Annotated in this window: 23 protein-coding genes and 1 other annotated feature; of the genes, 10 read left to right on the forward strand and 13 right to left on the reverse strand. The window is 55.3% G+C overall.

Translation table 11 applies throughout. From position 1 onward, the window contains the following. Positions 1 to 44: 44 nt before the first annotated feature. Positions 45 to 794: a TerC family protein gene (locus ACZYUB_RS04615; RefSeq protein ID WP_463945933.1), complete on the reverse strand. Its 750-nt coding sequence runs from the start codon at positions 792 to 794 to the stop codon at positions 45 to 47. Positions 795 to 1054: 260 nt separating this feature from the next. Here ACZYUB_RS04615 and ACZYUB_RS04620 point away from each other — a divergent pair, with 260 nt between their 5' ends. After that, positions 1055 to 1333: a YfcL family protein gene (locus ACZYUB_RS04620; RefSeq protein WP_460884743.1), complete on the forward strand. Its 279-nt coding sequence runs from the start codon at positions 1055 to 1057 to the stop codon at positions 1331 to 1333. A gap of 49 nt (positions 1334 to 1382) precedes the next feature. Here the strand turns inward: ACZYUB_RS04620 and ACZYUB_RS04625 are convergent, their stop codons facing one another. Then, positions 1383 to 1814, reverse strand: coding sequence for a PAS domain-containing protein (locus ACZYUB_RS04625; protein ID WP_463945935.1), 432 nt, complete (start codon positions 1812 to 1814; stop codon positions 1383 to 1385). 10 nt (positions 1815 to 1824) lie between these two features. Next, positions 1825 to 2814, reverse strand: a complete 990-nt coding sequence (locus ACZYUB_RS04630; RefSeq protein WP_463945937.1) for a response regulator — start codon at positions 2812 to 2814, stop codon at positions 1825 to 1827. 200 nt (positions 2815 to 3014) lie between these two features. Here ACZYUB_RS04630 and nfsA point away from each other — a divergent pair, with 200 nt between their 5' ends. Beyond that, a complete protein-coding gene (gene nfsA / locus ACZYUB_RS04635; RefSeq protein WP_463945939.1) occupies positions 3015 to 3740 on the forward strand; it encodes an oxygen-insensitive NADPH nitroreductase in 726 nt (241 codons plus the stop codon). A 96-nt stretch (positions 3741 to 3836) separates the two neighbouring features. Then, positions 3837 to 4976 (forward strand): 3-phenylpropionate MFS transporter, encoded by a 1140-nt coding sequence (locus tag ACZYUB_RS04640; protein WP_463945941.1) that lies wholly within the window; start codon positions 3837 to 3839, stop codon positions 4974 to 4976. Between the two features lie 80 nt (positions 4977 to 5056). Here the strand turns inward: ACZYUB_RS04640 and hisIE are convergent, their stop codons facing one another. From hisIE to ACZYUB_RS04685, 9 genes are all read right to left on the reverse strand, one after another. Further along, positions 5057 to 5680, reverse strand: coding sequence for a bifunctional phosphoribosyl-AMP cyclohydrolase/phosphoribosyl-ATP diphosphatase HisIE (gene hisIE / locus ACZYUB_RS04645; RefSeq protein WP_460884747.1), 624 nt, complete (start codon positions 5678 to 5680; stop codon positions 5057 to 5059). Then, positions 5673 to 6446, reverse strand: a complete 774-nt coding sequence (hisF, locus tag ACZYUB_RS04650; RefSeq protein ID WP_463945943.1) for an imidazole glycerol phosphate synthase subunit HisF — start codon at positions 6444 to 6446, stop codon at positions 5673 to 5675. The genes hisIE and hisF overlap by 8 nt, the downstream gene beginning before the upstream one ends. Continuing rightward, a complete protein-coding gene (gene hisA / locus ACZYUB_RS04655) occupies positions 6428 to 7165 on the reverse strand; it encodes a 1-(5-phosphoribosyl)-5-[(5-phosphoribosylamino)methylideneamino]imidazole-4-carboxamide isomerase (RefSeq protein WP_463945945.1) in 738 nt (245 codons plus the stop codon). The genes hisF and hisA overlap by 19 nt, the downstream gene beginning before the upstream one ends. 9 nt (positions 7166 to 7174) lie before the next feature. Further along, complete coding sequence (gene hisH / locus ACZYUB_RS04660; RefSeq protein WP_463945947.1) at positions 7175 to 7789, reverse strand: imidazole glycerol phosphate synthase subunit HisH; 615 nt, start codon at positions 7787 to 7789, stop codon at positions 7175 to 7177. A 4-nt stretch (positions 7790 to 7793) separates the two neighbouring features. Next, entirely contained in the window at positions 7794 to 8915 is a 1122-nt protein-coding gene (gene hisB, locus ACZYUB_RS04665; RefSeq protein ID WP_463945948.1) for a bifunctional histidinol-phosphatase/imidazoleglycerol-phosphate dehydratase HisB, read from the reverse strand. 13 nt (positions 8916 to 8928) lie between these two features. Then, on the reverse strand, positions 8929 to 10023 hold the full coding sequence (hisC, locus tag ACZYUB_RS04670) for a histidinol-phosphate transaminase (protein WP_463945949.1): 1095 nt from the start codon (positions 10021 to 10023) through the stop codon (positions 8929 to 8931). Then, complete coding sequence (gene hisD, locus ACZYUB_RS04675; protein ID WP_463945951.1) at positions 10020 to 11321, reverse strand: histidinol dehydrogenase; 1302 nt, start codon at positions 11319 to 11321, stop codon at positions 10020 to 10022. The genes hisC and hisD overlap by 4 nt, the downstream gene beginning before the upstream one ends. Positions 11322 to 11332: 11 nt before the next feature. After that, on the reverse strand, positions 11333 to 12229 hold the full coding sequence (gene hisG, locus ACZYUB_RS04680; RefSeq protein ID WP_463945952.1) for an ATP phosphoribosyltransferase: 897 nt from the start codon (positions 12227 to 12229) through the stop codon (positions 11333 to 11335). 19 nt (positions 12230 to 12248) lie between these two features. Then, positions 12249 to 12388, reverse strand: a sequence feature (His leader region). 272 nt (positions 12389 to 12660) lie between these two features. Next, the gene (locus ACZYUB_RS04685) at positions 12661 to 14190 is read right to left on the reverse strand and encodes a histidine kinase N-terminal 7TM domain-containing diguanylate cyclase (RefSeq protein WP_463945954.1); all 1530 of its coding nucleotides are present in this window, start codon (positions 14188 to 14190) and stop codon (positions 12661 to 12663) included. Positions 14191 to 14375: 185 nt separating this feature from the next. Between ACZYUB_RS04685 and ACZYUB_RS04690 the strand changes: the two genes are divergently transcribed. The 5 genes from ACZYUB_RS04690 (at position 14376) to ACZYUB_RS04710 (ending at position 18319) form a co-directional block, all read left to right on the forward strand. Next, positions 14376 to 14660, forward strand: coding sequence for a hypothetical protein (locus tag ACZYUB_RS04690; protein WP_463945955.1), 285 nt, complete (start codon positions 14376 to 14378; stop codon positions 14658 to 14660). Positions 14661 to 14736: 76 nt separating this feature from the next. Further along, the gene (locus ACZYUB_RS04695; protein ID WP_463945956.1) at positions 14737 to 16719 is read left to right on the forward strand and encodes an ATP-dependent DNA helicase; all 1983 of its coding nucleotides are present in this window, start codon (positions 14737 to 14739) and stop codon (positions 16717 to 16719) included. After that, the gene (gene tsaB, locus ACZYUB_RS04700) at positions 16707 to 17423 is read left to right on the forward strand and encodes a tRNA (adenosine(37)-N6)-threonylcarbamoyltransferase complex dimerization subunit type 1 TsaB (protein WP_463946191.1); all 717 of its coding nucleotides are present in this window, start codon (positions 16707 to 16709) and stop codon (positions 17421 to 17423) included. The genes ACZYUB_RS04695 and tsaB overlap by 13 nt, the downstream gene beginning before the upstream one ends. A gap of 48 nt (positions 17424 to 17471) precedes the next feature. Next, positions 17472 to 17765 carry a hypothetical protein gene (locus ACZYUB_RS04705; RefSeq protein WP_463945958.1) on the forward strand — a complete coding sequence of 98 codons (294 nt, stop codon included), beginning with the start codon at positions 17472 to 17474 and terminating at the stop codon, positions 17763 to 17765. A gap of 77 nt (positions 17766 to 17842) precedes the next feature. Next, positions 17843 to 18319, forward strand: coding sequence for a Slp family lipoprotein (locus ACZYUB_RS04710; protein ID WP_463945960.1), 477 nt, complete (start codon positions 17843 to 17845; stop codon positions 18317 to 18319). Between the two features lie 26 nt (positions 18320 to 18345). On the opposite strand, the gene ACZYUB_RS04715 is transcribed toward ACZYUB_RS04710, so the two are convergent. Further along, entirely contained in the window at positions 18346 to 18828 is a 483-nt protein-coding gene (locus ACZYUB_RS04715) for a glutathione peroxidase (RefSeq protein WP_463945962.1), read from the reverse strand. 319 nt (positions 18829 to 19147) lie between these two features. On the opposite strand from ACZYUB_RS04715, the gene ACZYUB_RS04720 reads away from it, so the two are divergent. Further along, positions 19148 to 19570, forward strand: coding sequence for an NADH-quinone oxidoreductase subunit A (locus tag ACZYUB_RS04720; RefSeq protein ID WP_463945963.1), 423 nt, complete (start codon positions 19148 to 19150; stop codon positions 19568 to 19570). A gap of 9 nt (positions 19571 to 19579) precedes the next feature. After that, on the forward strand, positions 19580 to 20254 hold the full coding sequence (locus ACZYUB_RS04725; protein WP_460884763.1) for a NuoB/complex I 20 kDa subunit family protein: 675 nt from the start codon (positions 19580 to 19582) through the stop codon (positions 20252 to 20254). Positions 20255 to 20258 lie beyond the last annotated feature (4 nt).

A 20258-nucleotide genomic window follows, 5' to 3' on the forward strand; every position in this document is an offset into this window, starting at 1 on the left:
CGTGCATTGCACGGCCTTTTTGTTTTAGTGACCGGAGCTATTGCTTATTCATTAATGCTTTTGTGCAATTTGACCGCTGCTTGCGAGCTCTTGCGCAGACGGATGTTGAGCATCTCCACGGCCAGTGAGAATGCCATGGCAAAGTAGATGTAACCCTTCGGTATATGCAGATCGAAGCCTTCGGCGATCAAAGCCACACCGACCAGGATCAGGAAAGAGAGTGCCAGCATCTTGATGGTGGGGTGGTTGTCCACAAAATCACCAATGGCTTTGGCGGCAAACATCATGACACCGACAGCGATCATGATAGCCAACACCATCACAGGGACGTGGCTGGCCATGCCGACAGCCGTAATCACAGAGTCGAGGCTGAAGACGATATCCAGAATGGCGATCTGCACCAGCGTGGCCATGAATCCATGGGCTGCTCCTGTTTTAGCGCTGGACTCCTCTTCATCACCTTCCAGACTGCCATGGATTTCATGAGTACTCTTGGCCAGCAGAAATAGGCCCCCGATGATCAGGATCAGGTCCCGTCCGGATATGGCCTCGTCAAACATGCTGAACAGCGGCGAAGTCAGGCGCATGACCCATGCCAGCGAGAGCAGGAGCAGAACCCGAGTGACCATGGCGCCCGCCAGACCCAGTACACGAGCACGTTGTCGCTGGGCGGGGGGGAGCTTACCGACTAAAATTGAGATAAAAATAATGTTGTCGATACCGAGGACGATTTCGAGCAGGGTCAGCGTGGCCAGCGCCATCCAGGCGCTGGGATCCAATAACCATTCAAACATGAGCAGATCCTGTAGTGGTGGTATTTAACGGGCTGATGACATCGCATCCTAGAGCCCATAACAAAGATGCCAAGTCTACCAGTCTGGCTGAAGAGAACAACTGCCGTCAGGTGGCCGTTAGACGCAAAAAAATAATGCCGATAGGCGTTGGTAACTGGTAAAAAATGTATGACTGAGGCAGTATTTGCGCCTTCGGCCCGATTACCCTTCCGGCCGTGCTGATTCGCCTTATCCCTGGCGCTATACAAGTGATCGGAACCATGAACATATTTGAATTTGAACAGCTGTTGCTTGCGCAGATTGATAACTTGGTGGCCAATGGTTCTGATGATGAACTGTTTGCCAGCGGCTATCTGCGAGGTCATATTTCACTGGCGGTTGCCAACTGTGAAATGCATGGCCGGACTCATACCCGCGATGTGGAAATGAGCGTGTTGCGTGGATTGCAACAGGCCTGCCTCAATGGGGAATTGCAGGACGCAGATCAGAAGCTGGTTGAGGCGATGTGGCAACGTTTGTTGTCACAAGTTGCGCGCTGACCAAGCTTTCCTGACAAACAAAAAGCGGGCTTAAATGCCCGCTTTTTGTTTAGGCTGGAGTGGCCGTGAGTCGGGCGATGGCCTGATCGGTGACATCATAGATCAGAATGGCCAGATGCTGGATCTCGCCGGTGAAATCCGGCAACGGCATGATGGTGATGTTCTGATACATGTGTGTAGCGGTTCCCGTGATGGGGCGATAGTTGGAAAAATGAAACAGGAAGGGGCGCTGCTCCCAGCTGATAAATGCTTTATTGTTCAGGGTCTTGACCATATTCAATTTTCGTTCAAGCCAAACCCGGTCGAGTTCTGGGTAGAGCTCGAACAGATCCTTGTCTTTGACTTCATAGCTTAACCGGCTGCTATGACTCTCCATGAAGCCATTCCAGACCTGGATGCGATTGTCTGTATCCAGCACGACCAGTCCGACTTCAAGATTTTGGATGATATTCATCAACCAGTGAAACTCTCTGATTTCCATCGCTGTCGCCTCACATCAGATGCAGGATCTTGTTGTTCATGAATTGAATTGAATCTTCGGTGAAGAGCAGTAACAGATCACATTGCACCTGATGATCCCGGATCTTGTAGTTGATTTCGATGGCCAATGTTCGACGCCAGCGATGGCGGTTAGCCTGGATCAACTCTTCGATGGGCCTGTGCTGCCCGAGCACCACCGGGTGGCCCTGGCTGAAGGGTGTATCCAGCTGAGTGGCAAAACCGCGCAAAAAAGCGCCGATCAGCACGTTGGACATGTCCATCAATAGCTCTAATTCGACACTTTTGGTGACCGGGTTGGTATGTCCCATCAGTTTGGCTAGGTCGGTGAAGCTGGAGTCATGAAATAGAACCAGCGCTTCCCCCGCGATGCCTGCGCCGATAAAGCCCTGACATACCGCCGAGAGGGTGCCGGAGCCGGCGGCTGAATTCAGCGCCATATGCAATTCGCTGACTTCAAGGACATTGACGTTGGGGATCGGCAAGATCACGAAACCACCTAGCATACGAGCCAGCAGATTAGCCGCCTGACCCATGGCCACGTTCGCCAGCTCCTGATAGACATCCCGAGCCTCGACGGTGAGGTTGACGCCACCTTGGGTAGTGAGTTCGGTATGACCGGGCTGGTAGAGATCCAGTCGTAGCAACAGCGCCAGAATATCTTCGCCACTGCAAGGTTTTTTGATGAAATCCAGAGCCCCGAGCTCCAGCACCTGGCGACGGGCTTCGGGTTGAATATCGCCGGAAACGACAACCACTTTGGTGCGAACTTCTTGTTCCTTGAGCGCTTGCAGTACCTGATATCCATCCATGATGGGCATGGTCAGATCGAGGAAGACCAGATCGCCATGGCCGCTCAGGATTTGCTCCAGACCCTGCTGGCCATGTTCGGCAAAATGCAGGGTGACGGGCCAATCATTCGGTAGGGCGCGAGCCATTTGCTTGCGGGCAAATGCGGAGTCATCACAGATTAATACATTCAACGCCACTCTCCCGGCATGTTAGCAAGATGTTTCCAACAGAGTATAAGAGCTAGTTGGTGGAACGACTGTTTAAAGAATCTGCGGATCGTCATTCCACAGCGATTCTTTTTGCAAGCCTTGCTCTTGCTCACATTCGAAGGCGCTTGGGTGGATGGATGGCTTGCAGTACATTAGCGGTAGCTAAAGGAGATCCTATGACCATGAATAGTACTATCGAGTTGATCTGCCGCCATGCGTCGGTTCGCCACTTCACCGCACAGCCTATCGATCTGGAGCAACGCGAGGCCATACTGCAAGCTGCCCGAGCGGCTTCCAGCTCCAGCTTTTTGCAACTGGTATCGATCGTGCGCATGACGGACCCAGCCTTGCGACAACAGTTAGCACATCTGGCAGGCGAGCAAGCCTACGTTGCGACGGCTGCCGAGTTCTGGGTGTTTTGCGCCGATTTTCAGCGGAACTACCAGATTGCTCCAGACGCTAAACTTGGGTTTGCCGAACAGTTGTTGATGGGCTGTATCGATACCGGTTTGATGGCGCAAAACGCGTTGACGGCCGCTGAATCGTTGGGATTGGGTGGCGTCTTGATCGGCGGGTTGCGTAATCATCCCGTCGAGGTGACTGCTTTACTTGGATTGCCGCCCCACGTCATTCCTCTGTTTGGTCTATGCCTGGGGCATCCTGCCATCCCGAGCGAAATCAAACCCCGGTTACCGGTTTCCTTGATGTTCCATGAAAATCACTATCCGGTCGAACTGGATCGGGCGGCATTGGCTGAATACGATGCCACTATGCAACACTATTACGCCAGACGTAGTTCCCATGCCAAGCAGCAGAACTGGAGCGGACAAATTCGCGCCATTCTGGGTAAGGAGAGCCGTCCCTTCATGCTGGCGTATCTGCAAGGGCAAGGATTTATCACTCGCTAATTGCCACCGTTTGATCGCCTATTAGCTCTGTGATTGCTCTGACAGGGCGCGGGGTTTTTGCTATTCTGCCTCGCCTCTGTCTTGCGGGAGTTCTTCATGCGCCCTTTTTCCTGGCTATCGCTATTTCTGATTGCAATTTATTTTGTCTACGGCGCTTATGTGCCTTTTTGGTCCCTCTGGTTGGAATCAAAGGGGATCTCCGCGGAGCAGATCGGGCTGTTGATTGGCTTGGGTCTTGGCATCCGCTTTGCCGGTAACCTGCTGATTATGGGGCGGGCTAATCGTGCCACTTTATTGATCCCGACTTGTCGTTATCTGGCTGTTTTAAGCCTGCTCTGCTACCTGGGCTTTTACTGGGTCGATGGTTTCTGGGCTCTGTTGGCATTGATGCTGCTAGCAAACTTCATTTATCCCACCTTGCTACCGCTGAGCGAGGCACTGGCGGCGCGGATGATGCTGCAGGTCAAGCTGGATTACGGCAAGGTCAGACTGTGGGGCTCGGCGGCGTTTATCGTCGGGTCGACGCTGGTCGGTGCCTTGGTCCAGCATTACGGCGCTAGCTGGGTATTGCATGCCATGATCTTGGGCTTGCTGCTGCTGACCGGGTTAAGTTGGTTACCGATGACCCCGGCACCACAGGATGCGCCGTCTAGCGGCAACAAAATCGGCTTCCGCTCCTTGCTGACGGATAGGTCGTTTCTGATCTTTTTGTTGGTTGTCTCCTTGCTGCAGGGCAGTCATGCCGCGTACTACGGATTCAGTGCCTTGTACTGGAAAGCCCATGGTTATGCCGAAAATGTGATTGGTTACCTGTGGGCGCTGGGGGTCATGGCCGAGATCGGGATGTTTGCGCTCAGTCGCCGTCTGCTCAAAGGATTCAGTTATCAGCAACTGTTCTTCATCGGTGGGCTGGGGTGTGTGCTGCGTTGGACCTTATTGGCCAACACCACCGAATTGGCCTGGTTATTGGTCGCCCAGCTGCTGCATGCGGTGACCTTTTGCGTCAGCCACTTGGGTGCAATTCGATACATGACCCAGCAATTACCCGCCGAGCAGGTGATCCCGGCGCAGACGTTATATGCGGCATTTCCCGCCGGCGTCGTAATGGCTCTGTTGACGGCGGTAGCAGGTTTCGGCTACCAGCAGGTGCAAGGCGAGGTGTTCTGGTTAATGGCGATGCTGGTGGTGCCCGTGTTCTTTATCCGGGTGCCGAAGCGGTTCATGATCCAGGGCTGAGCACTGCGGAGATAAAAATTGGCCGCTTGCGGCGGCCAATGTTGAAAACTCAAGATGGCCACCCTCGGGTGGCCATTGGATTATTTGCTGTGTCGCTCGCGCAGACGGGTGACGACATCGGCCAGTTGCAGGCCTTCGTTTTGTAGCAAGACCGTCAGATGATAGAGCAGGTCCGCCGACTCGTTGATCAGCTCTTCCCGATCCTTCGCCATGGCGGCAAGTGCCACTTCCACACCTTCCTCGCCAACTTTCTGTGCGATGCGCTTAGTGCCCTTGGCGTACAGACGAGCTGTGTAGCTGGATTCCGGATCGGCACTCTTGCGAGCGGCCAGGATCTGCTCCAGCTCGGCGAGAAATCCGAGCGGTGGTAGCGGATGGCCATCGAAGCAGCTCACAGTTCCCTTATGACAGGTTGGGCCAATCGGCTCGGCGGCAATCAGCAGACAATCCTGATCACAATCTGTGGTGATAGCGCGCAGCTGCAAGAAATGGCCTGAACTCTCGCCTTTGGTCCACAACCGCTGTTTAGTGCGGCTGAAGAAGGTGACATGGCCGCTGGCCAGAGTTTGACTCAAGGCTTCAGCGTTGACAAACCCCTGCATCAGCACTTCACCACTGGCAACGTGTTGGACTATGACCGGCATCAGGCCGTCTACTTTGTTCCAGTCGAGGGTACTTGCATCAAATGGCACGGAATTAGTCACGGATCTGCACTCCTTGGTTACGCAGATAAGCTTTCAGCTCGGGGATAGGGATGATGCCCTTGTGGAACACAGAGGCCGCCAGAGCGCCATCCACATCGGCCTGCATGAAGGCATCGCGGAAATGCTCCATCTCGCCGGCGCCCCCCGAAGCAATCAATGGCACCCGGCACAGGCTGCGGATCAGTTTTAACTGTTCCAGATCATAGCCTTTACGCATGCCGTCCTGGTTCATCATATTCAGCACGATTTCACCGGCACCGCGCTTTTGTACCTCGGTCACCCATTCCGGGGTGGTCCACTGGGTGATGCGGGTGCGGCTCTCATCGCCGGTATACTGTTTGACCTGGTAGTGACCGGTGTCAGCATCGAAGTAGGAGTCAATCCCCACGACCACGCACTGTACACCGAAACGTTCAGCCAGCGCCGTGATGAGGTTGGGGTCTGCTAGTGCAGGGGAGTTGATAGATACTTTATCGGCTCCAAATTCCAGAATACGTCGTGCATCCTCGACACTCTTGATGCCGCCTGCGACGCAGAAGGGGATATCGATCACCTCGGCAACCCGGCTGACCCAACTCTTGTCGACCACCCGGGCATCGGAGGAGGCGGTGATATCATAAAACACCAGCTCGTCGGCACCCTCTTCGGCATAGCGTTTAGCCAGCGGGACTATATCACCCATCACCTCATGGTTGCGAAACTGTATCCCCTTGACGACGACGCCATCTTTCACGTCCAGGCAGGGAATTATGCGTCTTGCCAGCATGCGATAGCCTCCTCGGCAGTGAATTTGCCCTCCAGCAGGGAGCGCCCCAGGATCACCCCGCCGACGCCAGATCCCTTGAGCGCCTCGATATCGGCAATACCGCCGATGCCGCCGGACGCCTGGAAACTCACCTGCGGGTACTGTGCCGCCAGGGACTGATAGAGCGCGACATTGGACCCCTGCAGGGTGCCATCGCGGCTGATATCGGTGCACAGGACATGAGTGAGGCCGGCCGGTAAAAAGCGCTCGATCAGATCCTCGATGGTGACACCACTGTCTTGCTGCCAACCGGCTACCGCGATCTTGCGGCGGCCATCGGCGTCAATGTTGACATCCAGCGCCAGTACAATCTTGTCGGCCCCATATTTTGCCATCCAGCCCATCACCAGCTCGGGGCTCTTGACGGCAGTGGAGCCGACTACCACTCGATTGGCGCCAGCATCCAGCAGGTCTTTGACATCTTGCTCGCTACGGACACCACCGCCAATCTGCACGGGTGCACGGGTGTTTTTGAGCAACTCGCGGATCACCGTGAGCTGCCGCTGGGAGGCATCTTTAGCGCCATCCAGATCAACCAGATGCAGTTGGGTGGCGCCAGCCGCGACGTAGAGATCAAACCGCTCCTGAGCCGAGGCTGTGTATTCAGTTTTCTGGCCATAGTCGCCTTGATAGAGGCGCACCACCTTGCCGTTAATCAGATCAATTGCCGGAATAATCATGGCTACCTCTTAAAGCTCAAGGAAATTCTGGATCAAACGCGCGCCGCTCTTGCCGGAGCGCTCGGGATGGAACTGGGCTCCGAGGAAGTTATCCTTGCCCACCACAGCGGTAAAAGGCCCGCCATAGTTGCAAGTGGCCAGCGTCGCGGCTGTTACTTCCAGGGCATAGGAGTGCACAAAATAGAAGTAACTACCGCTGGGGATCCCCTTGAACAACGGATGAGAGCCATCGTGCTCGACCTGATTCCAGCCCATGTGCGGTAAGCGCAAATCGCCGACCTGCATTAGTTTGACCTTACCCGGCACGATCCCCAGACAATCGATATCGCTTTCGCCACCCATGTGCTCTTCCGAGGCCTGGGCCAGCATTTGCATTCCCAGACAGAAGCCGAGTAGCGGTTGCTTGGCATCGCGCACCAGCTCGACCAGGTCGCGCTCGTGCAGATTGTGCATGGCGGCGCGAGCCGTGCCGACACCGGGCAGGATCAGCTTGTCGGCGCTACGAATATCGGTGGCCTCCTTGCTGACCTTGGCGTTGACGCCCAGCCGTTCAATGGCCATTCGCACCGAGGAGAGGTTGGCGCAGCCAGTATCTATGATGATCAGTTTTTGCGGTGCCAGCATGATGTTACAAGACTCCCTTGCTGGAAGGCAGTTCGGTGCCCTCTACCCGGATAGCCTGCCGCAGGGCACGGCCAAAGCCTTTGAACAGCGCCTCGACCTGATGGTGGGTGTTGCCAGCACTCACCGACAGGTGCAGGGTGATCGCCATCGCATCGGAGAGAGAGCGGAAAAAATGTGGCACCATCTCGGTCGCCATTTCACCCACCATGTCACGGCCAAACTCGGCATCGCAACGGAACTGGAAGTAGGGACGACCGGAGAGATCCAGTGCGGCCGTGACTTCCTGCTCGACCAGTGACTCCGGGAAGGCGTCGACCCGGGCCTGGACTTCATCCATCGCCAGCACGAAACCGAAGCGGCCGATGCCACGCTTGTTGCCCAGAGCCTTCTTCAAGGCTTCGCCCAAGGCCAGACCGACATCCTCCACCGTGTGGTGATCGTCAATATGCAGATCACCCTTGACGGCCAGTTGCAGACGGAAACCGGCATGGGTCGCAATCTGATCCAGCATGTGATCGAAGAAGCCGATGCCGGTGCTGATTTGGTTGCCGCCGCTGTGGTCCAGATCGACGGTAGCCTGGATCTCGGTTTCCTTGGTGTTGCGGATCACGGTGGCGTTGCGGCCTTGGCCCAGTAGCCGATCCCGGATGTGATTCCAGTTACAACTCACTGGATTATATTGAATTCCAGTGATGCCCATGTTTTCGGCCAGTTGCACATCGGTGATGCGATCGCCGATCACGTAGCTGTTGGCGTGATCCAGCTTGCCGGCTTGTAACAGCGGTTTGACCAAGCCCAGTTTCGGCTTACGGCAGGTGCAATCCTCATGGGGAAAGTGCGGGCAGATCAGCACATCAGCCCAGTGCACGCCCTGGGATTCGAAGATGTGCATCATCAGATCCTGGGGCGGCTGGAAGTTCTCCAGCGGCAGGCTGGCAGTACCCAGACCATCCTGATTGGTGACCATGATGAGTTTGAAACCGGCGGCTTGCAGCTCGCGCAGCACCGGGATCACCATAGGCTCGAAGCGTAACTTGTCGAGACGGTCGACCTGCTTGTCGGTAATAGGCTCCTCAATCAGGGTGCCATCCCGGTCGATGAATAGAATGCGTTCCTTGTTCACCATCTTCTCCTTGCCGTTACAGGCTTTTTAGCACATCGAGCACGGCGGCCATTTCGGCTTCATCACCGATGGTGATGCGTACACTCTCTTCGAGCATGGGCTTGGTGCCAAAGTCCCGCAGTATGATCCCGGCATCGACCATGGCCTGGAACAACCGGGAGCCACTTTCGAAGCGCGCCAGCAGGAAGTTGCCGTGGTCATCGAAGACTTGTTTGACGCATGGTTGTTTGAGCAGTTCGGCCTTCAGTTCAGCCTTGAGACGGTTCAACCACAGCACCCGTTGGCGCATGGCGTCGAGTCCGCGATCCGACAATGCCTGGGCGGCAATCTGGGCTACCGGCTCCGGGATCGGGTAGGGTGCTATCACCTTGAGCAGCAAGCTGATCACTTCCGGATGGGCGATGGTAAAACCACAGCGCAGCCCGGCCAGGGCAAAGCCCTTGGACAAGGTTCGCGTGATCACCAGATTGGGATAGCTCTTGATCAAGTCAACCATAGTAAATTGCGGACAGAACTCGATATAGGCTTCATCCACCACCACGATACTCTTGCCGACGGTGGCATCGAGAATGGCCAACAGCTTATCCCGTTGCAGTACCGTGCCGGTCGGATTATTGGGTGAGCAGAAGAACAGCACCTTGATAGGCTTTCCCTGCTGCAGAGTATCGAGGATCGCGGTTACATCGGGTTGAAAATCAGGCAGCGGTGGCAGAGTCCGCATGCCGACGCCACAGGTCTCGGCGCTGATGCTGTACATGCCATAGGTCGGCGGGCAGAACAGGATCTCTTCTTGCCCCGGTTCACAGAAGGTGCGGATCAGCAGTTCAATCGCTTCATCCGAACCCCGGCTGATCAGCACCTGGTTTGGCTCGACGCCGGCATAGGCAGCATAGCGGCTCAATACTTCCGGTGGTTGGCATTCCGGATAGCGATTCAGGCGACTGCAATCGAGTTGGTACTCTTCACTCTTCGGAGATTCGTTGGCATTGAGGAAGATATGTCCTTTACCACCGATCCGACGAGCCGACAGGTAGGGGGTCAGATCCTGAACGCGCTGGCAGGCCAGCTGGGTCAGATAGGTTGGAGCTGGAGTTTGGGTCTTGGTGCTCATGCCTGTTGCTCCTGACGGATCACATCCATCCGAATGGTGACGGCGCGCTTGTGGGCGTCCAGGCCCTCGGCATCGGCCATGGTGGTGACGGTATTTGCCAAGCCTTGCAACCCTGTGGCGCTGAGCTCCTGTACCGTGTAACGGCGCTGGTAATCGGCCAAACCGAGACTCGAGGCCGTACGAGCATACCCGTAGGTTGGCAAGGTGTGGTTGGTACCACTGGCATAATCACCAACGGACTCCGGAGTCCAGGCTCCCAGGAAGATAGAGCCAGCGTTTTCCAGACGTCGCAAGAGTTGTCGTGGCTCCCGGGTCTGGACGATCAAATGCTCGGGCGCATAGTCATTGGAGATGATGCATGCTTGGGGCAAATCATCACAGATGATGGTCAAGCTGGAGGCCAGTGCCTTGCTGGCGATCCCGGCGCGGCTCAGTTGCTTGAGTTGCTGCTGCAATTGGATCTCCACCTGTTCTGCCAGGGTGACACTCGGGGTGACCAGGACGACTTGGGAATCCGGGCCATGCTCGGCCTGAGAGAGCAGATCGGCGGCGACAAACGCCGGATTGGCGGTCTCATCGGCAATGACCAGCACTTCGGAAGGACCAGCCGGCATATCGATGGCGGCCCCGCGAAAATCCATGCTGACCTGACGCTTGGCTTCCGTGACCCAGGCGTTGCCCGGGCCGAAGATTTTATCGACCTTGCTGACCGTATCTGTGCCATAGGCCATAGCGGCGATGGCCTGGGCTCCACCCATGGTGTAGATTTCGCTGACGCCACACAGGTGAGCGGCATAGACGATTTCATCGGCAATCGGCGGTGGTGAACAGAGCACCACTTTGCGGCAACCGGCGATCTTGGCCGGTATAGCCAGCATCAGGACTGTGCTGACCAGGGGGGCGCTGCCGCCGGGAACATATAGGCCGACCCGACTGATGGCGTGAGTGTGCAATTCACAGCGCACACCCGGCTGTGTATCCAGAGCCAGAGACACACTCTGTTGTGCCTCATGAAAGGTGGCAATGTTGCGATAGGCATGGCCGATGGCGTCTTTCATCGGCGGCGTCACCCGCTCGCAGGCCTCGGCAATAGCCGCGGCACTGAGCAGTATGTTGCCATCGACAACCCGGTCGAACGCGGCCGTGTACTCCTTGAGTGCCTTATCGCCTTCACAACGAATACGACAGATGATGTCGCTGACGGTGCTGCTGATATCATCGGCGCCACTCATGGCCGGACGCGTCAGCAGCTGACGCCGTTCGGCTGGGTTCAGATCATTCCAGTTCACAGTACGCATCGAACAGCCCCTTATTCCATCATCTTTTCAATCGGCAGAACCAGAATGGAGCTGGCACCGAGGGCCTTGATCTTCTCCATGGTTTCCCAGAACAAGGTTTCGCTAGAAACCACATGCAGGGCAACATGATTGGTATCACCAGCCAGATTCATGATGGTGGGGTTTTCGGCGCCCGGCAGCAGGGCGCTGATTTCAGCCAGCTTGTCTTTGGGCGCGTGCAGCATGATGTATTTGCTTTCACGGGCTTGCAGCATGCCTTGCAGACGCGGCATCAGCTTGTCGATGACAGCCTGTTTTTGCGCATCCAGGGAATCAGAAGCCTGGATCAGGGTCGCTTTGGAGCGATAGATCACCTGAACTTCTTTCAGACCATTGGCTTCGAGGGTGGCACCGGAGCTGACCAGATCGCAAATGGCATCAGCCAATCCGGCACGGGGGGCTACCTCGACCGAGCCTGTGAGCATGACGGGCTTGAATTTGATGCCCTGTTCATCAAAAAAGCGCTTGAGCAAGTTAGGGTAAGTGGTCGCGATACGAGCTCCAGCCAGACTGGCCGGGCCATCCCAGACCTGTTCCTGGGGGATCGCCAATGACAGCCGGCAGTCGCCATAATCCAGGCGTTTGAGCTCTTTATAGCCAACGGGCAGTCCCAGCGCCTGACGTTCCAGCATGGTCTCTTCGAGGACGTTCTCGCCGACGATGCCTAGGTCCACGACGCCATCCATCACCAGACCGGGAATATCGTCGTCGCGGACGCGCAGAATATCGATCGGCATATTTTCAACGTGGGCAATCAGGCGATCTTCGCGCAGATTGATCTTCAGACCACAACTCTTGAATAGGGCTTGGGAGTCCTGGCTCAGACGACCGGACTTTTGCATGGCAATGCGTAGACGTTTGGTTTCCATGTATTCCTTTCCTTCTTAAAACAAAAAACCCTCGGAGGTGGTGACCTTCCGAGGGTTTTGCAACTGTGCTCTGGGCCGCTGCTTTGTGGAAGTTCACCTTGTCAGTGTCTTCCAGCAGTCACCCTCCTGAAAGACTATTCCGGATGATGGTGGTGATGGTGATGAATAGTGATCAGAAGTTGACGAATCATAACGGCGATCCAGTTTCCTTGTTCGGCTGGAGCTTCAACATACCGACCCTGTTAAAAATTGCAAGAGGAGAGTGCAGCGGCTATCGGATTATTTGCGGCTTGTTCTGCTGGTTATTTTAAATATGGCAACATCACTACGGGTATACATGGAAATGGCGCTGAGAATAAACTGCATTCACCGCCAGTAGCAGTGAATAAGACTATTCATATTCCTGTGGTCGAGCATGGCTTCATTCTGAATCACGGGTGGAATACTCGTTGCTCCAGCGAGTCATCGGCGCAGAGTGCAATCCGATTTCGCCCCGCTCGCTTGGCCTGATAAAGTGCAGAGTCTGCGCGATGGATCAGTTGCTGCGACGAGTCGCCAGCCTGAAAGCCTGCAATACCGATACTCAGCCCGGTGCCGAGTGCTCGACCGACACCGTGATGGATCCGCTCCATCAGTTGGTGGGATTCCTGGAGTGTCCGGTCGCGGAATATCAGCAAGAATTCATCGCCTCCGTAGCGGCCAAAATGATCCTCGCTGCCCAACTGCTGGCGAATGAAGGCGCAGAGATCACGCAACAGCTGGTCGCCAGCTTGGTGGCCCTGACTATCATTGAGTTGTTTGAAATGATCGATATCAAACATGGCGACACTCAGGGTGTCTGCGGTGTGCCGGAGCTGTGCCATGGACTGCTCCAACTGCTCCAGTATCATCCGGCGATTGTAGATCTGGGTCAGACCATCATATTCCGCCTGAATTTGTAGTTGGGTCAGCAATCGCTGGCGGTCGGTGATATCGCGCAAGATCAGGGCATAACCGATGCAGCGTTGCTGGTTGCCGAGCACGTCATGACGCTGTATTTCAAACCAACGACCGGCCATGACCAGAGTCTGTGGCTCCTGTACGCTCAGAGAGCTGGTCAGTGATGCAAGCTCTATATGTAACTGCTGCAGCGAATCACCATAACTTTGTGTGGAGAGAGCGGGAAATAGTTGCCGGGCCATACGGTTGAAGTCCACCAGACGATGGTAGATATCCAGCACCAGAACCGCGTCCGAGATGTCATCGAATACCTGTCCCCGAGCGATCGGCGTCAAATCGACGAAGCTGTAGCGAAATAGTCCGTAAGCGTAGAGTGGGCCCGTGATCACAAAGCCAAACGGGCTCAGATCAATACCCATGGGGGCCGCGCCAGAGAGATAGATGAGGTAACTGAGCCAGGGGGTCAATGATCCCATCAGAATGACACCGGCCTGGCGGCGATAATAATCGGGTGCCGTATGCCAACTCCGGAAGAAAATCAGGCTGCTGAGCAGTAATGCCAAATTCAGGTACACCACATGTACATAGTACCAGGGACCAAAACCGAGCTGGGTGATGGTCATCTCCAGATGATGAGTGATGGCCATGTGGGCATAGAACAGTTGATGGCTATCATTACTGAAGTGCAGAGCCAGGGTCAGCGCAGAAATACCCAGCAATACGCCAAGCAGAACCAGGGGCGGGTGTCGATGCTGTCGATAACTCAGAGCGGTCGCCATGATGAGCGCCGGAATAAAGGCAATGCCCAGGTATTGCACCCGAAGCCAGTATTTGACCGTTGCCAGGGTGGCGGAGGCCAGCTCCATGCCGTAGCCAAAACTATAAAAACTGACGGCCAGCATCAGCCAACTGAACCAGTAGGCAACCGGATTTCGATGTTGACGGGCGGCCGAGACGCTTAAAACCAGGGTGATCAACGTCGAGACAAAGAGTAACCAGGAACAGGTCGCGAATTCGTTCATGAAACACCTACAGGTCTGTCTATGTCGTGATGCCGGATGAATGTTGCTCTGGAGGCGAGTCGGCCTGGAAGAGAGTGAGAAAAGGTATCATGTATCGCATTAATGACTCCAGTACGGATAGTTCCAGCCGATAATAGAAGTAGGCCCTCTGTTCCCTTTTGCTGGCGCATCGTTGAGGAGGCTGTATGGCTAATCAAGATTTGCTGTTTAGTATCCTTCCTCGGCCCCCGTTAGCACCGGGATCGGGCGACTTTCATCGCGATATCCCGGCCATTCAGAAAGAGCCGGTGACTCCGAAAACCGAAATCCATAAAGATCCGGCGGAGCATTCGCCGCAGGACGAATATCATCCCCGCCATCACCAGCCACCTGCTGAGGATGAGGTCGACGAAGAGGTGGATAACCCGGAAAAGCCAGCCAGTGACGCGCCTCCGGGAACTGGAAACGAACACGTTGATCTCTTTGTCTGATCCGGCTTGGTATTTCGCTTCGTCTTATCCAGACTTTTTCCTATAATCGCCGCCTCGTTTCTCGCTGGATAACACTGTGGGTCATCACTCGACTGTCTCTGACTATTTTGCTGCCGATGGCTTACTGGCGCGGACTCTTTCCGGATTTGCGCCTCGGACATCGCAACGTTTGATGGCGGAGGCGGTGGCAGACACCATTACCGGGGCCGGACAATTGATGGTGGAAGCGGGGACAGGGACCGGCAAGACGTTCGCCTACCTGGTTCCAGCGCTGGCCTCTGGCAAACGGGTCATCATCAGTACCGGATCCAAGGCGCTGCAAGAACAGTTGTATAACCGCGATCTGCCAACCTTGCTGGCGGCCATGGATTATAACCATCCCGTCGCGCTGCTGAAGGGACGAGCCAACTATCTGTGTTTGCATCGCCTGGATCAGCTGCTGGCGACCTCCCATCTGCAGGAGGCCGAAGTGTTGGCCGATCTGGTGCGCGTCAAAACGTACTCGATCAACGCCACCAGTGGGGATGTCGCCGAGATCCCCGAGTTGTTGGAACAAGCCCCCATACTGCCCTATGTCACCAGTACTAATGACAACTGCCTGGGCCGTGAATGTCCGCGTTATGACAACTGCTATTTAGTGCGTGCCCGCCGCAAAGCTATGGATGCCCAGTTAGTGGTGATCAATCACCACCTGTTTTTTGCGGATATGGTGGTCAAGAACACCGGCTTCGCCGAACTGATCCCCGATGCCGATGTTTATATTTTTGATGAGGCCCATCAATTACCGGATATCGCCAGCGGCTATTTCGGCGAGAGTTTGTCCAGTCGTCAGTTGCTGGATGTTGCGCATGAGATACTGTTAGCCCAGCGTGCCGAAGCCGCTGACATGGCCCAGTTGGCGCGTTCGGCCGATGCACTGGAGCTGGCCTGTCGCGAGCAGCGATTGGCGTTCGGCATCGAGCCATCACGGGGTAATTTGCGAGATTGGGTTGGTAATCCGCTGTTTGATCGAACCTTGCAACGTCTCAAGGATGCGCTACGTCTCTGCTACGATGTCCTTAAATTGGCATTAGGGCGGGGAGAACGGCTCGATCACTGTTTCGAGCGTCTGGTTGAGTATCAAGGCAAACTTGAACGACTGTTGCAGACCGAACAATCCGGTGCTGCCTACTGGTTTGATACCACTCGCATCCATTTTTCTTTCAATGTGACGCCATTGTCGATTGCTGACCGCTTCAATAGCGAAGTGATGCGCGCCGGTTGCAGCTGGGTGTTCACCTCGGCCACCTTGACGGTGGGGCATGAGTTTGGTCACTTCAGCCAGCAACTGGGGATCGCACAGGCGCGGCAACTGGTGCTGGACAGTCCCTTTGCCTATGCCGAGCAATCCTTGCTCTGTGTTCCTCGCGGCTTGCCGGATACCGGCTTTGCCCGTCGAGCCACCGAGCTAGCGCAGTTGCTGACGCCGGTGATCAACAAGGTGCCTGGCGGTGTGTTTTTCCTCTGTACCAGTTATCAGAGCATGCGGCAGATTGCCGAGGTGTTGCGCCGGGATGTTGGCCGCCTGGTGTTGCTGCAAGGGGAGGACAACAAGCAACGGTTGTTGTCCCAGTTTGTGGATAACGGCCGAGCCATCCTGGTGGCGACGGCCTCGTTCTGGGAAGGGGTGGATGTGCGCGGGGCAGCGCTGTCGTGCGTGATCATCGATAAACTTCCGTTCACCGCGCCGGATGAGCCCTTGTTGAAGGCGCGGATGGAAGATTGTCGCTTGCAGGGAGGAGATCCCTTTACCCAGTTACAACTTCCGGATGCGGTCATCACCTTGAAGCAGGGCGTCGGACGTTTGATCCGTGATTTTCAGGATCGAGGCGTTCTGGTGCTGTGTGACCCTCGTCTGGTCAATCGTCCCTATGGGGCGACATTTTTGCAAAGTCTTCCTCCCATGCCGCGTTGTCGGGATCTGGCCGCGATCAATCGCTTCTGGCACTACGGCAACGTCGCAGAGAATGGCTCCACGAGCAGCACTGATGCTGCTACCGATAGAGAATCAATGATATGACCAACATTCTGGTATTGGATACCGCGACCGAGGCTTGTTCAGCCGCACTCCTGCATGATGGACAGTCCAGCTTTCAGTATGAGTTAGCGCCACAGGCGCATACACGCAAGATCCTGCCCATGTGCAGCGAGTTGTTGCTGGAGGCCGGATTAGAACTGACGGCACTGGATGCCATCGCCTTTGGCCAGGGGCCAGGCTCCTTTACCGGCGTGCGGATCGGGATCGGCGTGGCGCAAGGCTTGGCATTTGGCGCCCAACGCCTCTTGATCGGGATCTCCAACCTGGCTGCTCTGGCGCAGGGTTGTTGGCGAAGACAAGAGGCTCGCTACGTGGTGGCAGCCATAGACGCGCGCATGGATGAGATCTATTTTGGCGCTTTTGTCGAACAACATGGGGTGATGATGCCATTGTGCGACGAAGAGGTCTTGGCCCCGGAAGTTGCACAGCAAAAAATCAAGGCCCTGCTGGAGCAAAAGCCCGGTCGCTGGTGGGCCTGTGGTACCGGCTTTGCAGCCTATCCGCAGCTACTCGATGCCGAACCAGAGCAGCTTGCACTGGATACGGAGCATTTACCCGATGCCCGGGACATGTTGCCGTTAGCTGTCGCTGCGTGGCAGGAAGGTAAAGGCTGTGCGCCTGAGTTGGCGACTCCCGTCTATCTTCGCGATAAAGTAACCTGGAAAAAATTGCCGGGTCGCGAATAATTAGGTGTAATACCCGGGTGCCTTGAGAGCAGTAGGCGGGAGTTGTCGATGAGCATTGGTGCGCTGGATACCAGTTTACAGCAACTAACTTCGGTTGGTCGGACGGCTGTTGCTCCGGCACGCCCGCCACAAGCTGACGAGGTGGATGAGCAAGCGGCTGGCCGCCAAAGTGCGGCGGGTATTGTCCGGCTTGATGAAGGTGCCGAGCAGGCTGCCGAGCGCCTGAGTTACGATCAACCCTCCGGTTGGCAGGGCAAGGCGACCTTTGCTTACCAGAGTGTGTCCCGCCAGGAAAAACGCGAGCAACTACAGCAAATGCTGCGCGTCGATCTCTACGCCTGATGGTGGCGATTTATGGGGTATCAATGATGCCGTTTCCTGCTGTCAGTCGCGTTGTCCGTCCTAAGAGATTCGTTGCCTTGGCGGTCATCTTCGTCTCTGCCTGTTCTTCGGTGCCGGAGAAGTTAGCTTATCAACCGGAATCTGCCCTGATCGATTATCCGCAAGCGTTGGCTGAGCCAGCAGCGTATCTGGGCAAACCGGTGCGCTGGAGTGGTCTGATTGTCCAGACTCAGGTACAGAAGACAGACAGCGATATCGAAGTGGTTTACTTGCCCCTAAAGGCTAATGGTCAGCCGGTACAACAAGAAGACTCCCCTGGTCGGTTTATCATCCGTGTTCACGGCTTGCTGGATCCCGAGCTCTATGCCAAGGGACGGTCTATTTCTGTCGTGGGTGAGCTTGCGGCAAGTGCCGAAGGACACATTGGTCAGCAGAGCTATCGGTACCCGGTGGTTCAGGCGAAAGAACACCTGCTATGGCCCAAAGTCAAAGAGGTGGAAGTGCGCTACGTGCGCGATCCCTTCGATGGCTTCGGGCTGCATCCTATTCCCTGAGCGGCGTCTCTCGGTTTAACGGCTATCTAGCGGTTCAATAACAGCTCAATATCGGCAACCAAGGCTTCTGGGTCCGTCTGCGGCGCATAACGGCTGAACACTTGCCCCTCTTTATCCAGCAGGAATTTCGTGAAATTCCACTTGATGGCTTCGATACCTAGAAGTCCCGGCTTCTGCTGCTTCAACCATTGATAGAGTGGGTGAGCGTTCGCGCTATTGACATCACATTTGGCCATGATGGGGAAGGTGACATCATAATTCAGAGTACAGAAGGCGCTGATTTCATCGGCCGAGCCCGGCTCCTGGTTGCCGAATTGATTGCACGGAAATCCCAAAATGAGCAACCGGTCGGTATAACGACGAGATAATGTTTCCAGACCTGCATACTGTTTTGTGAAGCCACACTGACTGGCAACATTCACAATCAACACCACCTTGCCGCGCAATTCTGCGCTGTCCAATAAGGTTCCATCGAGTTTAGCGAGTTGAAATTCATAGAATTTGCTCATCGGTTCTCCTTTTTATCCAGCAATGTCTCAAAAACAGTCCGTTATTACTTCTACTCTTTTAACCAGCAGTAACACAATGATGTTGTATTGGGGAGCTTAAACCTTGTCATGTCCACTGCTGGTTAAAAAATGCGCTAGCACAGGGTGTTTGAATTTCCCAGTTAAATTAACTCGAATTTAACGCAAAAATTACAATTCGAGAAAAGACTCACAAAAAATACAAGTTTAGTCGCCTATAGTGGCAGGGCGGAGATTGAGGCGTTATTTGTTGGCCCATCTCCTTTATTTTTGTCTGATTCTCAAGGGTTAAGGAAGCGCTATGTCAACAGCGGTCGTTGCTCAGCACTGGGCATTTGGCGTTTACATGTTGGCCGGCATCACGATTTGCCTGGTCATGATCGGATTGGCAGCATTGCTGGGTGGTAAAGCATACGGACGCGCCAAGAATAAACCGTTCGAATCTGGCGTGGACTCTGTTGGCTCGGCTCGTCTGCGTTTCTCCGCCAAGTTTTATCTGGTAGCCATGTTTTTCGTTATTTTCGACGTCGAGGCCCTCTATCTGTTCGCCTGGTCGGTTTCCGTGCGGGAAAGCGGTTGGGTCGGATTTGTAGAGGCCGCCATTTTTATCATCTTGCTGCTGGTGGGGCTGATTTATCTGTGGCGTATCGGAGCTCTGGACTGGGCTCCAGTGCGCTCCCGGCGCGCTGCAGTAACGGACCATTCACAACCGCCATCGGCCTGAGGTCATCCTATGAAGTATTCACTTACCCGAATTGATCCCGATGGTCAGCACGACCGCTACCCCCTGGAACAACCCCGAACCGTGGAGGATCCGTTAGCCGCTCAGGCCGAGCGTGGCATCCTGATGGGACGTGTCGAGGATGTGCTGCACGATGCCGTGAACTGGGGGCGTAAAAACTCGCTGTGGCCCTATAACTTCGGTATTTCTTGCTGTTATGTCGAGATGACTACCGCATTTACCGCGCCTCATGATGTGGCGCGTTTTGGTGCCGAAGTCATTCGGGCATCACCGCGCCAAGCCGATTTCATGGTGATCGCCGGGACCCCGTTCATCAAGATGGCGCCCGTAATCCAACGGCTGTACGAGCAAATGCTGGAGCCCAAATGGGTCATCTCCATGGGGGCCTGTGCCAATTCAGGTGGTATGTACGATATCTATTCTGTGGTTCAGGGGGTCGACAAGTTTCTGCCGGTGGACGTGTATATCCCGGGTTGTCCGCCGCGTCCTGAGGCCTTCTTGCAAGCCTTGATGTTATTGCAAGACTCGATTGGCAAGGAAAGACGCCCCTTATCCTGGGTGGTGGGGGATCAGGGGATCTATCGGCCGCAGATGGATTCTGAACGTGAGCGTAAACGGGGCGAACGAATCGCCGTGACGACTCTGCGTACTCCGGATGAGATTTAGGACG

The organism is Pseudaeromonas sp. HNCC25DJ182, from assembly GCF_055413365.1.